At 51.7% G+C, this 15,607-nt stretch carries 11 protein-coding genes; 7 read left to right on the top strand and 4 right to left on the bottom strand.

All coding sequences use genetic code 11. From position 1 onward, the window contains the following. The first annotated feature begins 188 nt into the window (after positions 1-188). From EL633_RS18240 to EL633_RS18230, 3 genes are read left to right on the top strand one after another with little or no spacing between them, the layout of a single operon-like run. Complete coding sequence (locus EL633_RS18240; RefSeq protein ID WP_126628555.1) at positions 189-1,961, top strand: serine/threonine protein kinase; 1,773 nt, start codon at positions 189-191, stop codon at positions 1,959-1,961. A gap of 2 nt (positions 1,962-1,963) precedes the next feature. Then, a complete protein-coding gene (locus tag EL633_RS18235; protein WP_126628554.1) occupies positions 1,964-3,643 on the top strand; it encodes a serine/threonine protein kinase in 1,680 nt (559 codons plus the stop codon). Positions 3,644-3,693: 50 nt separating this feature from the next. Further along, positions 3,694-5,376, top strand: coding sequence for a serine/threonine protein kinase (locus tag EL633_RS18230; protein ID WP_161982231.1), 1,683 nt, complete (start codon positions 3,694-3,696; stop codon positions 5,374-5,376). Positions 5,377-5,568: 192 nt separating this feature from the next. Here EL633_RS18230 and EL633_RS18225 read toward each other — a convergent pair whose 3' ends face one another. Beyond that, positions 5,569-5,988 carry a nitroreductase family deazaflavin-dependent oxidoreductase gene (locus EL633_RS18225; protein ID WP_126628552.1) on the bottom strand — a complete coding sequence of 140 codons (420 nt, stop codon included), beginning with the start codon at positions 5,986-5,988 and terminating at the stop codon, positions 5,569-5,571. A 360-nt stretch (positions 5,989-6,348) separates the two neighbouring features. Then, positions 6,349-7,161, bottom strand: a complete 813-nt coding sequence (locus EL633_RS18220) for a cyclase family protein (protein ID WP_126628551.1) — start codon at positions 7,159-7,161, stop codon at positions 6,349-6,351. A gap of 244 nt (positions 7,162-7,405) precedes the next feature. On the opposite strand from EL633_RS18220, the gene EL633_RS18215 reads away from it, so the two are divergent. The 4 genes from EL633_RS18215 (at position 7,406) to cutA (ending at position 12,769) form a co-directional block, all read left to right on the top strand. Continuing rightward, positions 7,406-8,734, top strand: a complete 1,329-nt coding sequence (locus tag EL633_RS18215) for an amidase (protein WP_126628550.1) — start codon at positions 7,406-7,408, stop codon at positions 8,732-8,734. Then, on the top strand, positions 8,731-9,600 hold the full coding sequence (locus EL633_RS18210; RefSeq protein ID WP_161982230.1) for an FAD binding domain-containing protein: 870 nt from the start codon (positions 8,731-8,733) through the stop codon (positions 9,598-9,600). The genes EL633_RS18215 and EL633_RS18210 overlap by 4 nt, the downstream gene beginning before the upstream one ends. Positions 9,601-9,775: 175 nt before the next feature. Continuing rightward, the gene (locus EL633_RS18205; RefSeq protein ID WP_246039165.1) at positions 9,776-10,342 is read left to right on the top strand and encodes a (2Fe-2S)-binding protein; all 567 of its coding nucleotides are present in this window, start codon (positions 9,776-9,778) and stop codon (positions 10,340-10,342) included. A 24-nt stretch (positions 10,343-10,366) separates the two neighbouring features. Beyond that, positions 10,367-12,769, top strand: a complete 2,403-nt coding sequence (cutA, locus tag EL633_RS18200) for an aerobic carbon-monoxide dehydrogenase large subunit (protein WP_126628548.1) — start codon at positions 10,367-10,369, stop codon at positions 12,767-12,769. A gap of 156 nt (positions 12,770-12,925) precedes the next feature. Here the strand turns inward: cutA and EL633_RS18195 are convergent, their stop codons facing one another. Next, positions 12,926-13,948, bottom strand: coding sequence for a CHAP domain-containing protein (locus tag EL633_RS18195; RefSeq protein ID WP_126628547.1), 1,023 nt, complete (start codon positions 13,946-13,948; stop codon positions 12,926-12,928). 1,085 nt (positions 13,949-15,033) lie between these two features. After that, a complete protein-coding gene (locus tag EL633_RS18190; protein WP_161982229.1) occupies positions 15,034-15,558 on the bottom strand; it encodes a DinB family protein in 525 nt (174 codons plus the stop codon). Positions 15,559-15,607: the final 49 nt, after the last annotated feature.

Here is a 15,607-nt window from a genome sequence, read left to right as displayed (position 1 = left end):
CGCCGTAGGCGCCAGGAAGAGGAAAATTAAAAAACCCTGCTGTGTGCGCAGAAGTCTTGACGGGATTAAAGTGCAGACATACAATAAGAGTAGAGGAATTTTTCATACATAGCAGGTTCCTTGCGCCAGAAAACTTGTAATTCTCTGTTTCCTTGAAATCCTCATATGTAATAGGAAAAGAGGTTTTGATGGCCAGTTCAACTGGAGATCTAACGGGTCAGCGACTCGGCAACTATCAATTGAAACAGGTCATAGGGCAGGGCGGGTTCGCGGAAGTGTATCTTGGCGAACATGTTTATCTCAAAACGTTGGTAGCGATCAAAGTCTTATCGATGCAACTTGCCAGAGAAGATCAGCAAGATTTTCTGTACGAGGCACGTACCATCGCTAATCTTAAACATCCCAATATTGTCTCAATACTTGAGTTGGGTGTGCAGGAGGGAACTCCTTTTCTGGTCATGGATTATGCAGCCAATGGGAGCTTGCGAGAGCGTTATCGCAGACATACCCATCTCACACCCATCACAGTCTTACCTGCGATCAAGCAAGTGGCGGCCGCACTACAGTTTGCCCACCAGGCGCATATCATGCATCGCGATATAAAACCAGAAAATATGCTGCTGGATACTCATGGTGAGGTCTTGCTCAGTGATTTTGGTATGGCACTGGGAACACAGAGTTCGCGCGCACAAAATATGCAAGCTATCGCCGGCACGGTTGCTTATATGGCGCCAGAGGTTTTGCAAGGTAGACCTGTGGCCGCCAGCGATCAGTATGCCTTAGGCATCGTGCTCTATGAATGGCTTAGCGGAGATTATCCATTTCACGGTACCTTCACCGAGATCGCCAGCCAGCAGGTTATGGCCCCACCACCAACCATAAAAACGCCCGCCGTCTCTCCCGAAGTTGAGGCGGTTATTCTACGTGCTCTGGCCAAGCGTCCTGAACAACGTTTTGAGAGCGTACAAGCATTCGCAGATGCCTTTGAGCAGGCCATACTGGATGTAGCAGGAACCTTCAGAGCCCCCTCAGGCTGGCGCCCATCCGGCGCCTACCAGCAGATCAAACCTGTCTCCTCTCCCATAGAGCCACAACCAACGTATAGAGAGGAACAACCAACACTGCGTACTGATCATCGGCCAGCACAAAAGCACGTGTCTCAATTATCAATGGAGGTTATCACACAGCCACCAACAAAAATCGTAAAAAACCAGCGGCGGCTATCGCGTGCTCTGCTGATAATGCTCTCTCTTCTCGCACTACTGATAGTTGTCAGCGGACTTACTTTTGCCTATGTAAACATCAGCACCAACCAACCAGATCGCAAGGTACATCCTCAAGGGCCAATCCTGACCAATAATGCCCTACCCAATGCAGCAGCATGGCAGCGCAAGTATGAGCAGGTAGCGAGTAGCAAACCAGCGCTTACAGATCCACTCAAGCAGAATGTAAACGGATGGGCCAATGATACAAGGAAAGATCGTAGCTGTCTGTTTGCAAAAGGCGCCTATCATACAAGCGCGCTGATCCCATATGCCGAGGGATTCTGTGGCAGCAGTGTGAACAGCAGCTTCCACAACATTGGCTATCAGGTCCAGATGATCATTCTACGTGGTAATGAAGGTGGACTATACTTCCGCTTCAGTGCCGCAAATCAACAGGTCTTCATGTATATTTTTAGTGTAAATCGCAATGGATCCTATAATCTATGGGCCATTAATGGCCATCACTATAAAACCCTGCTCTATAGAAGTAGTCCAGTCATCAAAACTGGTCTGAATCAACCCAACCTGCTGTGTGTGATTGCGCAGGAAAAACAAATCGCACTCTATATAAACAAACAGTATATTGCCAGTGTTGTCGATTCATCCGCGACAAGCGGCTACATTGGCCTGCTGGCAAGAAGCTTGCCTGAATCCACAGAAGTGGCATTCAATAACCTGACAGTTTGGAGTTTATAGCGATGTCGGAAGAGGTCAGCGTAAATACCTACATAGGACAGGAATTTGGCAACTATCGCCTTACCAGACTGATAGGAAGAGGAGGCTTTGCCGAGGTCTATCTTGGTGAACATATCTATCTGAAGACTCAGGCCGCCATCAAAATCTTGCAGACCCGCTTATCAGATGACGAACAGGAAAGATTTTATGCTGAAGCACGTACAGTGGCGCATCTGCAACACGAATACATTGTGCGCGTGCTGGAATTTGGTCTGAAGGATGGCAATATTCCTTACCTGGTTATGGAATACGCCCCTGATGGAACGCTGCGTGAACGCTTTCCCAGGGGAAACGCCATGCCGCTGACACACATTTTACCTTCATTTAAGCAGGTAGCCGCGGCATTACAATATGCCCATGAGCAGCATCTGGTGCATCGCGATATCAAGCCGGAAAATATGCTGCTAGGTACGCATGGCGAAGTTCTACTCAGCGATTTCGGTATCGCTCTGATGATCAAGGGGTCACAACGACAGGATGCGCAGGAGGTCGCCGGGACGGTCACATATATGGCCCCTGAACAGCTGATGGGACAGCCGACGCAGGCTAGCGACCAGTACGCACTTGGCGTGGTTGTCTATGAATGGTTATGCGGCCAGCGCCTCTTCACTGGATCATTTACGTCTATTGCTACCCAACATATGCTTGCGCCTCCCACTTCATTGAAAGAGCGCAACCCTGACATTCCAGCTAGCGTCGATCGCGTGGTCTTAAAGGTCCTGGCAAAAGACCCACAACAGCGCTTCTCCAGCGTCCAGGACTTTGCGCATGCCCTGGAGGCCGCTGCGCAGGGTGACAGCAACGATGGTGCCGACGCAACTTGTTCTACCGCTGTACGCGCAAGTACGGCCTATAAAACACCGGTGCTGACAGCACCGGTTCAGCAGCAAGGGTATGCGTCCAGCAAATCACACGTTCAATCTTCAGCACGCAAACTCAAAATTATATTGCCTGTTGTGGCTCTGCTTCTGGTCATTGGAAGTATTCTGGCATTCTCGTTATTGCATAACAACCAGCCCATGAAGACAAACACACCACCAGACATGTATGCATTGTATAGTAACGCGACCCGGGGAGAGCCGCAAATACAGGACTCTTTACGCGCAGAGGGCCCCCTGGCATGGCAGAATGGCACCGCTAATACCTGCAAGTTTCAGGACAATACCCTTCACGTAGCAAACAAGGGGGTTGCACTCTGTAACACAGCCTATACAAACCTCAACGACTTCGCTTATCAGGCGGAGATGACCATTATTCAGGGGACCAATGGCGGCCTGATTTTTCGCAACGAATTATTACCTGACCCGAACGGTGGCGTCTACTATTTTACCGTCACCGCACAAGGCCAATTCAGCCTGAGTGTGAGAAAGATAACCTATATTGATGGACAATTCTCTTCTTCTCCCTTGAAGACATTGCTCCAGCATCAGAGCACGGCCATTAAGACGGGCCTGCATCAGACCAATCTTCTGACGGTCATTGCACGCGGCTCTACGATTGCCTTATATATCAACAAACAATTCGTTGGTAGCGCACAAGACACAACTTCCCTATCTGGCACCATCGGCCTGTTTAGCCAGGGCAATGCGGCCAACCAGGTTCTTGAGGTCACGTTTAAAAATCTGCAGGTATGGAATCTATAACGCCATACAGGTTTTCCACCAGTCACAAGCATTGTAAAGGATCTACAGCTATGGCCGATTTGGTAGAAGAGCGCATAGGAAAACAACTTGGAAATTACCGGTTACTCCGTCTGTTGCGTCATAATCTTGCGACGGATGTGTATCTGGGAGAACATATCTTTCTAAAAACATTAGCCGCGATTAAAGTGTTGCGCGCACAACTCCAACCGGAAGTGCTAGAAGAGTTCCTTGCAGAGACGCGCAGATTTGCACAGTTGAAGCATCCTAATATTGTGCGTGTGTTGGAATTTGGCGTGGAGGACAAGATTCCTTTCCTGGTCACCGATTATACACCTGACGGCACATTACGCCAGATCCATCCCAGAGGCACACGCGTTTCAGAGGTCCATGTTAGCTCCTATGTCAAACAAATCGCCACGGCACTACAATACATTCACGATCAAGGCTTAAGCCATCGCGCGGTCAGACCAGAGCATATGTGGCTCGCATCCAGGATTCGTGTGCTACTCAGCGACTTCAGCCTGTCCATTGATACCCTGGACCAGGATCTCAAGAACCGCGAAGAAGAATCCGGAGAATTGATGTATGTGGCACCGGAACAACGTCAGGGAAATCCCGGTCCAGCTAGTGATCAATATGCCCTGGCCGTGGTTGTCTATGAATGGTTAAGTGGAGAGCTTCCTTTTCAGGACACTTCCGGCCAATTGTCGCAACAGACAACCTTTACACCAATCACACTGGACACAAAAATGTCCTCCGTCTCAACCGAGGTCATAAGGATACTTACAACTGCACTGGCCCAGGAACCTGAACACCGTTTCAGTAGTGTAACGGCATTCGCCCACGCATTAGAACAAGTCCTTGAGCCAGTACCATCACCGGATACTACTACCCGGAATAACGTCAACCAGATAGCACTTACACAGCCACTATCACCAGATCAGCAAACACGCAAAAAACGCAGCCTTACTGTATGGCTGACCATTAGCCTGATCCTGCTTGTCCTGCTCACGAGTGGAGGTATCCTCAGTTACAATACCGGGCTCTTCCCTTTTACCCGACAAGCTACCTCCACGCTTAGCACCAGCCGAGCGGCCACACAGACCATGAGTGTCAGAGGCACACAACATGCGGTTGCCACCTTCACAGCCAAATCGCCACAAGGAATTTACACAGCCGCGACCAGTGGCAGTCCATTCATTAGCAATGCACTCACAAGTACATGGCAAAATACACAGAAAAAGACCTCTAGCTGCACCTTTGCTAACGGCACCTATCATATGCAGAACTCGGGCGTTTACTCTGACCTCATCTGCACTGAACGCCAAAATACGTTGCATAATTTTGCCTTTGAAGTCGAAATGAATATCATCAAAGGCAATATGGCCGGTATTGCTTTCCGTTCGAATAACGCCGGGAATCATTTTTATCTGGCAATATTGACAGCAAATGGTTCATCATCTTACCTGGATATGGCCATCTATCATGATAATAACAATCAAAATCTTCTAGAAGATTTGCAGGATACCGTTGCACCCGTCAACGCACATACGTATAATCTGCTTACCATCGTTGCCTATGAGCAAGCTTTTTATCTTTACTTGAATAAGAAATACATGCTGACGGTCCAGGATGCCACATTGACTACTGGCATCCTGGGCCTCTACATGTCAAATAACAACAATGTCGCAACGCAAGTAAACTTCCGCAATGCCAGAATATGGAAGTTATAGCACGTAAAAACAAAAAAAGCAGTAGCGGCAGGTCTTGTACCTGCGACCTGTAGACGTACGATCATGCACACGATCACGTGTCTGAGGGCGTTTCGTACGTGAAGTGGTCGCAGGTACAAGACCTGCCGCTACTTTGTATTATCTGCCGACCAATATGTTTTGCTGGCTACGAATGTGTCCTCACGAGCAGGATTATTTTATACGCTCCAATACCACGACTGGAATGATACGTGTGGTATTTTTCTGATACTCACCGAAGCCCGACATCTGCGATACGATGTGGTTGAAGAGGCGATCCCGCTCCTCCCCCTGGGGTACCGTAGCCTGCGCCTCAAAACGCTCGCTCCCCAGTTCAACAGTAACGCGAGGATTGGCGACCAGATTGTGATACCAATCAGGATGAGTTGGCGCCCCCGCTTTAGAGGCCACGATCAGGATACGGTCGCCATCTGGAATATAGGCTACCGGTGATGTATGTGGCTGGCCGCTTTTGGCGCCTACGGTGGTAAGCAAGATCAAGGGCGCTCCGGCAAATTGGCCCGAGGTTATTTTCCCGCCGTTGGCACGGAACTCAGCAATCAATTGCTTGTTGAAATCTTTATACTCATTCATGCAAACACTCCTTATGCACGGATAGATGACCTGCTGCTCAATATATCTCACCGTAAGAGAAAATATATCTCGTTACACCATGTATCCTACCACATAGTGCTGAGCTGCTGCGCTGTTAAATGGTGTTTGTTGGCGATGCTCGGTAAGGAACATACAAGCAGTCACACTCGGGCCCTGACGGGCACACGCAAAAGCGTTAGACCTCCTTCGGAGCGTCCAGAAATTTTTAACTGTGGTGTGAAATTGTGCGCACCGCGCACAATTTCACATCACAGTTAAAAAAAATATGGGCCCGTCAGGGCCCGAGTGCGGCTGGCTGTACGCTCCACGGTGAGAGTAGACAACAAACACTTATTGGGTTCATTGCTGATGCTCAACGAAGGCGACAAGGCGACAGAAGGCTGCTTCACCGCCGTTGAATTTCCAGGGGAAGCAGCCAATCCATACGCGTTGGTCGAGGACTTCGTCGATCATGCCACCGGCATTTTCTACGTGGAAGACGCCATGGGGAAACATAGCATAGTGCATGATTTGCAGATCGTCGTCGGGCCAGATCTCTTCAAGGGGTTGGCCCAGTTTCTGCGCGCACTTTATGGCCAGGTCGGGGCGCACCTTGCGAATAACGGTGTTCATTGGATGATCCATTGAACCGGCATCAATGGCAAACCAGGAGATCTGGCGCTCCAGGACCCAGTTAACGAACTCGCGGGTTGGGCCAGGATGCTTGATGAAGTAGCGGGTCTCATCCGCTTGCGTTTCACCATACCAGTTGCTGGGATAGTATTTGTGATAACCGGTGTGGACAACCACGATATCGTGGGGCTGAATACGTAGTCCGGTTTTGCGCTCCCATTGCTCAAAGTGGGCCGAGGTATAAATATCGTAATCACCAAGACCCAGCGTTTCAAGGTCCACTACTACCGCAGGACCAACCAGTTTATCCAGGGGAATACTGCCAATATCCTGTCCATTTGTCAGAAAGTGCAGCGGCGCGTCCAGGTGTGTGCCCACGTGCAGTGTGGATGAGATATGCTGACCGCCTACTTTATCAAAGGCAACCCGTTTGATCCATTTAATCGTTGGGCCTTCATAGGTTGCAAAGCCAGGTGTATGCATGTCCCAGTTCTGTGAGAGATCAAGCACACGCATGTTACTCAGATCAAGCTGCTTCATCTCGGGTCCTCCCCTACTACATGATTGAACGCCATAGCTCTTACGTTGATAGCAGTGTTTTTTACTGTTGTATCTTTCGGCATGAGTGGTATACTTTTTATTATATCATCTCAGCCATTATTTTAATTCTCTTATCTTATAATATATTGCATTTTTACGTATTTAAACACTATTGAAACGTGCGTAGACTATGCGCTTTTCTGCCTTTGTATGCTAGATGTAGTAGTAAAGAGGAGGTTAGCTTTTGATTCTTCCGACATCACTGACGGCGACCGCCGCTGCACTTCGTAGTGGTCAACTGGATGCGTTTGCGTATATCGCTACCATCTGCGAACGGCTCGATGAGGTTGATCCACAGATACACGCGCTCTTGCCTGAGCAGGATCGCCGTGGTCGCTTGAAAGCTGACATAGCTGCCTTGCAAAAGCGTTTCCCTGATCCCGGTAGCCGCCCGGCACTTTATGCTATTCCTGTGGGCATCAAAGATACCTTTCGTGTCGATGGCTTTGCGACCAGAGCAGGATCACGATTGCCGGAAGAATTATTCGCAGGAGCCGAAGCTTCGTGTGTCAGTATGCTCAAAGCGGCCGGTGCCTGTATCCTTGGCAAGACTGTCAGCACTGAATTTGCCTATTTTGAGCCAGGAGAGACACGCAATCCTCATAACCTCAAACATACTCCAGGTGGCTCCAGTAGTGGCTCGGTGGCAGCGGTCGCCGCGGGATTGTGTCCGCTGGCGCTGGGAACCCAGGTCATTGGCTCAACGATTCGGCCGGCGGCCTTTTGTGGTATTGTGGGCTTCAAGCCAACGTACGGCCGCATTCCTATTGATGGCCTGGTACAATGCGCTGACTCCGTCGAGCATGTCGGATATTTTACGCAGAGCGTCGCCGACTGCTCCCTGGTTGCCCCGATCCTGTGCCGTGACTGGCGCGGTGAAGATAGCCTCCCGCTTGAACGTGTACCTGTACTCGGTGTCCCTGAAGGACCCTATCTTGCCCAGGCCTCAGATGAGGCTCTGACGGCCTTCGAGGATCAGTTGACGCTCCTGAAAAACGCCGGCTATCGCGTCTGTCGTGTATCCGTTTTCCCCGATATCGAGAGGATCAAGCGTCTACACATGCGTATGGTTTTCGCTGAAATGGCTCAGGTACATGCGCCATGGCTCGCGCGCTACAAAACGCTCTATCGACCGCGAACGCTGGCCGCGCTTCATGAAGGGCAGACGGTAAGTGACGAAGAACGTGCGCAAGGGCGGGCCGGTCGTGCGCTATTACGCGAGGTCTTAGAGGCTCAGATGAAGGAGGCAGACATTGATCTCTGGGTCTGTCCCGCAACGCAGGGCCCGGCACCCGAGGGATTAGCATCGACCGGTAGTCCAATGATGAATCTGCCCTGGACCTATGCTGGATTACCTGCGATTACTGTTCCGGCCGGACTGGCGGCGAATAAGTTGCCGCTTGGATTACAGTGCGTGGGCGCGGCCATGACGGATGAGCAGCTATTAGCATGGGTCGCGCCCATGGCGGATATATTGGCCAGCCAGTTATACATCGAGGAATACACAACATGAAACCACCACCATTTCAGTACTGCGCGCCAGGTGTACTGGATGAGGCGCTGGAATTGATAGACCAATGTGGCACGGATGCAAAGGTGTTAGCGGGCGGACAGAGTCTGATCCCGCTCTTGAATATGCGCATGGCCGCCCCGCTTTATCTGATCGATATCAACCGTGTTAGCGCGCTGGATTATATTAGCGCCAGAGAGGACCATCTCGCGGTCGGGGCCACCGTGCGGCAACGCAGCGTTGAACAATCGGCACTGGTGCGGCAACGACATCCACTCCTGATAGAAGCCATCGCACATATTGGACATATGCAAATCCGTAATCGCGGCACCCTGGCAGGCAGTATTGCCCATGCCGATCCTGCCGCAGAGTTGCCGGCACTCCTTGGCTGTCTGGATGGTGAGGTGGTAGCCCGTAGTAGCGCTGGTGAGCGTAGCATCAAAGCCGAGCAATTTTTTATAGATTATCTCACAACCACATTGGATGCCCGGGAGATCCTCACGGAAATTCGTTTTCCCTGGCTACCGCCACAGGCGGGTTGGGCCTGCATCGAGTTTGCGCGCCGTGCTGGCGACTATGCACTCGCAGGCGCTATTGCCGTCGTGATACCTACACCCGAGGGAACGTGCCAATCGGCACGCATCAGCTATTTTGGCATCTCCACAACACCTGTGCGCGGCTATGAGATTGAGCAGATGCTGGCAGGTACAACACTTGATGACACAATAGTGCAGGCCGCCGCGGAGGCCGCCGAAGACCTGGTCAATGATGAACTCAGTGATATCCATGCGACCTCTACATATCGTCGCGCCCTGACAGCAGAGGCAACCAGACGCGTCCTGAAAAGCGCCTGGCAACGCAAAACGTAACGGCAGGGCTTGTCCCTGCGACCGGTACACGTATGATCTGCCGCTCAAACACGTGTTCCGGAGGCTGGCAGATCGAAGCGCGCCCCGTGTATGGCTTGGACTTGGTCGTACGTTGGGCAGGTAGCAGGGACAAGCCCTGCCGCTACTGTGAATTATGTTTGAGGAGGTCTGTATTATGGTTACGATCAAGCAAACGCCCAGAGCAGCTTTAAGTGATATGTGCCCACTTAGCCTGACCGTGAATGGTCGGTGCTATGAACGGCTTGTGCCCGCTCGCTTGCTGCTCTCGGATTTCTTGCGCCACGAACTGCACCTTACCGGGACACATGTCGGATGTGAGCATGGTATCTGTGGCTGCTGCACCATCCTCCTCAATGGCGAGCCTGTCCGTTCCTGCCTGATGCTAGCGGTGCAGGCCAATGATATGCAACTCACCACCATTGAAGGTTTCGCCGGACCACAAGAACCATTGCATCCGATCCAACAGGCATTCCAGGAGAAACATGGGCTGCAATGTGGCTTTTGTACACCAGGCATTATTGTCTCAGTACATGCACTGTTACGTGAACATCCGATGCCAACAGAAGAAGAGATTCGGCATGGACTCTCCGGCAATCTCTGTCGCTGTACCGGCTATCAAAATATCGTGGCGGCAGTCAAATGCGCGGCCGCGTCTATGGCGGAGCAAGAAACAATGGATTCCAATGAGCATGAAAATAAGCAGCCGGGCGAAAACCCGTAGATTGTGATGAAAGGCAAGGGAAACATGGCTACACGTTGGTTTGGCGCTCCTGTTCAGCGTAATGAGGATCCCCGGCTTCTCCGTGGGCAGGGCGTCTATGTCGATGATATTGACTTGCCGGAGATGCTGCATGCGGCAGTGTTACGTAGTCCTTATGCGCACGCCAGGATTGCGCGTATCGACACGCAGGCGGCCAGCAGTTTGCCGGGTGTACATCTGGTGCTGACCGCGGCTGATCTGGGTGATGTACTGGAACCATCGCCGCTGCTGATACCACATCAAGCATTAACGCAGCCCAGGACACAGCTTCCGCTGGCCCTTCACGAGGTACGCTATGTGGGAGAAGCCATAGCTTTTATTGTGGCGGATAGCCGCTATCTTGCCGAGGATGCACTGGAGTTGATCGACATAGAGTACGAACCGTTGCCGGTGGTTCATAGTCTGACAATAGCCTCGGCTCCTGATGCTCCACTTGTGCACGAAGGTGTTCAGGGTAATATCGCGGCCCACCTGGTACAAAGCGTGGGCAAGCCTGATGAAGTGCTGGCCAATGCTCCCCATGTCATCCGCGAGACATTCCAGATAGAGCGGGGCGCGGCCATGCCAATGGAGTGTCGTGGCATCGTGGCACGCTGGGACCAGTATGAGCAGATGCTTACCTGCTGGATATCCACGCAGGCCCCCATTCCTATTCGCAATGGCCTGTCCGCAATTTTCCATCTGCCAGAACACAAAGTACGCGTGATTGCCCCCGATGTTGGTGGTGGGTTTGGCGCGAAAATCATGCTCTTCTATCCCGAGGAGATCCTGGCTCCATTTGCTACCATGCGCCTGGGGCGGCCCGTCAAGTGGATTGAGGATCGGCGGGAGAACTTTATCTCGACCAACCAGGAACGTGGTCAACGACACGAGGTGGAATACGCTTTTGATGAGCAGGGATTATTGCTGGCGGTACGCGACATATTTCTACACGATACGGGTGCCTATATTCCTTACGGCATTATTGTGCCCGTTATTACTGCTTGCTCTTTGCCAGGTCCCTATCGCCTCAAGCACTATGCCAGCGACTGCCGGGTCGTCTATACCAACAAAGTTCCGGTCAGCCCATATCGCGGCGCCGGTCGCCCACAGGCTGTTTTTGTGATGGAGCGTATCATGGATCGTATCGCCCTTGAATTGCAGCTGGATCGCCTGGAGGTACGCGCACGCAACTTTATTCGCCCCGATGAGTTTCCCTGGGACGTTGGGCTGGTTTACCAGGATGGCGGACCTACACGCTATGATAGTGGAAACTACCAGGCGGCCCTGGATAAACTCAAGCTGGCCCTTGATTATGGCAGCTTTGCAACGCGACAGGCACAGGCTCGCTTGCAGGGACGCTACCTTGGAATTGGTATAGCCTATTACGTTGAAGGAACATCGATTGGTCCTTACGAGGGAGCCCGTGTGCGTGTCGAGCCCGATGGTCGTGTCCTGGTTGCTACTGGAGTGACGTCACAGGGACAGTCCCACCAGACGGTTTTCGCGCAGATTGTGGCCGACCAGCTCGGGATTGAGCCACAGGCTGTGCTGGTAACAGCCGGAGACACGCAGGCCTTCAACTGGGGTGTAGGCACCTTTGCCAGTCGTGCCGGAACGGTGGCTGGTTCAGCGGTACATCTGGCCGCCGTCAAAGTGCGTGAAAAAGTAAAGGCGCTGGCCGCAGAGCTGTTTGAAGCCTCAGCCGCTGATATAGAGCTGGCTAAAGGCAAAGTGTTTGTCAGGGGAGCCCCTCAGCGCTCGCTGACATTGGGACAGATGGCGATTAAAGCGAATCCTTTGCGCTACACATACGGTGAAAGCGCGCGTACGCTGGCCGCCATGAACCTGGCTGCCGCTCGACCAGGGCCAGCCCTCCCACCGGAACGTGGTGCCCCTGGACTGGAGGCCGATGGATTTTACAGTCCAGCCCATGGAAGCTTTGCCAGCGGTGTGCATGGAGCGATCATTGAGGTTGATCTGCCCACCGGAATGGTCTCGTTCATAAAGTATGTCGCGGTCCACGACTGCGGACGACTGATCAATCCACTGGTCGTCGAAGGACAGGTCCATGGTGGTGTGGCACAAGGCATCGGCGGTGCCTTTTATGAACGCTTAGTCTTTGACGAGACAGCGCAGTTGCTCAGCTCAACCTTCATGGATTATCTGCTCCCAACCGCTGTTGAGATCCCCCACATCACCGTCGAGCATATCGAGACACCATCGCCCCTCAATCCGCTAGGCATGAAGGGAGTCGGTGAAGCCGGTACTATTCCTGTTGCCGCCCTCTTTGCCTCAGCCCTCGATGACGCGCTCTCACCATGGCAGATACGCATCCGCGAGATGCCTCTACATCCATGCCGCTTACATGAAATCTTACAGGCAGCCAGGGAGCAGCCAGACAGCTAGCACATGGATAATAATCAGCAAAGAAAAAGGGCCCTGAAGATACATCGAATGGAGTCAAATCAACCATTTTACGTTCTTCAGGGCCCTTTTTAGTGATCTCGTAGATGCTTAAGTACTACCTGTATTCCAGCTTCAGAAAAATATCTTTCATGAGCTTTATGGATGCCAGACAAAAGTAACGCCGGCACCGGGATGAAATGTCCAGTAACTTACCTGGTTCCAACCGCCATTCCAGTTCATATTGCTGACACTTACACCATTGGCATTCGCATTGGCCGCGCTCACACCTGACTCGACAACGCCGACATGCCCATAGGCGCCGGCACCCTGTGTATAGGCTTGCAACACAATAATTGAAGGTCCATTTGGATTAGGTTCAGCAGAAGTGACCCAACCTGAAGACGCGGCTCCACCTGCCCATGCATTGGCGTTTCCTAACCAGGGGACCCACCATCCGCTTAATCCATGATAGTGGATATTCGCCCATGAGGTACATTGGCCGGTAAAGAAGCGAGCCGAACTATCAACATTTCCCGGAACGTTCGTCACAACTGGAGCGGGGGCCGACTGTACTGGTGCTGGCTGTACCGGCGCTTGTGTTGGAGCGGGAGCCGGCTCGATCGGAATCTTGGTCTGCACCACACCAGCGTAGGACACATTACCTGGATCAAATCCATCCTGGGTCACGGCCGTTGCGGTCGCAGACTGTGCCGCGATCAAGGCTGTATTGTTTATCTTTGAAGTCCCCCCACTCACCGCCGGCTGAAAGGGCGAATTCATGCGAAATGCCTGGCTATTTCCATTCGGAAGCAGGGCGAATAAGGCTCCAACGGCCACAACAATGAGGATCAGTGCAGAGCCAGCATAAATAACTGCACTTCGTCCCTTTGGTGGGCGCATCGCACCTGAACTCTTTTTTCCATTGCCAGGAATAACGACTGGCATGCGTACCGAAGTTGTCGTAAGCTTGTGCTGTGTCGTACTCGGCATCTTCGAAGAGTCTAGAGCAGTAGAAACAGAGGCTGGTTTCGCCTTAGCAGGAACGGCCAGCGCGGCATCAGTATCAGGGAATGATAGTTGCTCAACTAGCAAGCTCTCATCCCCTCCTGTTTTCTCTGCTGGAACAGCACTATGTTGAGCTTCAGTAGTGACTTTACGATTACGATCTCTAAACATCATACGAATTACCTTCAATCCTACACAGTTAGATGCTACTTATTCACATTCAGTTGACTATTCACTTCAACCTCTCAGTAATCTGAATGCAAAGAAATACAACATACGACAAATGACACTAGTTAGTATTTACATTTACCAACTTTAATCAATAACCTGATAATGAGTCAAATGACCTACCAAAATACAGGACTATATAACTATGACATCCTTGCATCTTTTATGGCATAAAATAGTATAGAATATGCTTTTAAAGCCGCAAAAAAAGCCAGATCCGCTAAGGTCTGACCAATTTATCTTTATGCTTGACAGATATTTATAGTGGATGAACGCCCATCCCACCTACGTTTACACCTGATATATCTGGTTCGCAGGAGACAACAAAAACGACCAGGAGATGAAGATAAAAGTAAATATCACCATCTTAACCTCTGGCTGAGGTGCTCGCTGCTATTAACACGTCTCCCCACGTACCGGCAGGGCTTGTCCCCAATACTTTTCAGTTAAGCACGTTGGGGACCACGAAAACGGCGTGAAAAGCAGCGAATCGTCCATCGAGGAGTGAGAAGCCGGCGTGACGTACGTCGAGTGGGCGCCACACGCAAGGCCGGCATGCTACTTTATCAACGGCGATACGTGTTAAAAAAGCATCGCATGCCTGTGGCGCCTACACCACTCTTGTTTCTTCAGGCATGGTCGCTCCGCAATGGTGTGGCGTGCGATCATAGGATCTTGCCTCACACACGTTCCCACATGATCAGGCCACATCCAACGAGATTGGTGTAGGCGCCACAGCACTGCGAGTCGTTCTCGCACCTCGGCCCACGTCAACCCAGCAGTGCGGCCTTGCGTGTGGCGCCCACTCGGCGTACGCAACACTGGCTCATGCCCCTACTCGACGTACACGACGCCACGCCATGGAACTGGGCTAACCGAAAAGTATTGGGGCTTGTCCCTGCGACTGTTCAACGTCTGACCAGGCACAAGCCAGAGGCCAGACGCGCCCGGGTAGGCTCGCTTCAAAACGAACACGTGTTTAAGGGATATTTTTTACGTGAACAGGTGGCAGGTGCAAGACCTGCCGTTACTTATGGCTTTGGCGCTTCCAGTTCGTGGTCTCGGAAGAAGGTGCGCCAGGGACCACTGGCCTGCATGAATGGTTGCATGAGTGCTCGTTCGGCCTGGATGGTGTGATTCAAGTCGTGAGCGGCCCATGTATGCAGGAGTTCGCCCAGATGTACGGTGCCAAAGTTTGGATGTTGTGTGCTCCGTTCCAGATCATCATCCTTTATGTCTCGGAGCAGGACCAGACTCTCTTGACGATCACGCGCAAACGTAGCGGCAAGTTGTTCAGGAGTCTGGGAAACGGTCTCTGCATGCTGCTGCTGCGGATCGAAATCGCTAAAATTCTGTCCCACCAGCAAGGCACGGCAGCGGACAGGAAAGAGCATGCGTTCCGCGTCAACTAAATGCTGTAAACAGTTGAGCGCCGACCACTCTCCTGCGGCAGGTGCACGTGTTAATAGCTCAGTAGGAAGAGTGCTAACCAACTTCTGCCAGCGCTCAGGAGTCGTGGAGAGGATAGCCTGTACCTTCACCAACGATGTATGCAAAATAACCTCCTTTGTTGGTCCAAGCATCAATGCTCATGATAAATTCCAT

Origin of the sequence: Dictyobacter alpinus, assembly GCF_003967575.1 — a bacterium.
In the GTDB taxonomy this organism is placed as follows: Bacteria; Chloroflexota; Ktedonobacteria; order Ktedonobacterales; family Ktedonobacteraceae; genus Dictyobacter; species Dictyobacter alpinus.
This window is presented reverse-complemented; position numbering and strand designations above follow the sequence as displayed.

Bases quoted from the DNA above. Each gene is read 5' to 3' on its own strand.
- EL633_RS18240 (WP_126628555.1), top strand. From the start codon at position 189: ATGGCCAGTTCAACTGGAGATCTAACGGGTCAGCGACTCGGCAACTAT.
- EL633_RS18235 (WP_126628554.1), top strand. From the start codon at position 1,964: ATGTCGGAAGAGGTCAGCGTAAATACCTACATAGGACAGGAATTTGGC.
- EL633_RS18230 (WP_161982231.1), top strand. From the start codon at position 3,694: ATGGCCGATTTGGTAGAAGAGCGCATAGGAAAACAACTTGGAAATTAC.
- EL633_RS18225 (WP_126628552.1), bottom strand. From the start codon at position 5,988: ATGAATGAGTATAAAGATTTCAACAAGCAATTGATTGCTGAGTTCCGT.
- EL633_RS18220 (WP_126628551.1), bottom strand. From the start codon at position 7,161: ATGAAGCAGCTTGATCTGAGTAACATGCGTGTGCTTGATCTCTCACAG.
- EL633_RS18210 (WP_161982230.1), top strand. From the start codon at position 8,731: ATGAAACCACCACCATTTCAGTACTGCGCGCCAGGTGTACTGGATGAG.
- EL633_RS18205 (WP_246039165.1), top strand. From the start codon at position 9,776: ATGGTTACGATCAAGCAAACGCCCAGAGCAGCTTTAAGTGATATGTGC.
- cutA (WP_126628548.1), top strand. From the start codon at position 10,367: ATGGCTACACGTTGGTTTGGCGCTCCTGTTCAGCGTAATGAGGATCCC.
- EL633_RS18195 (WP_126628547.1), bottom strand. From the start codon at position 13,948: ATGATGTTTAGAGATCGTAATCGTAAAGTCACTACTGAAGCTCAACAT.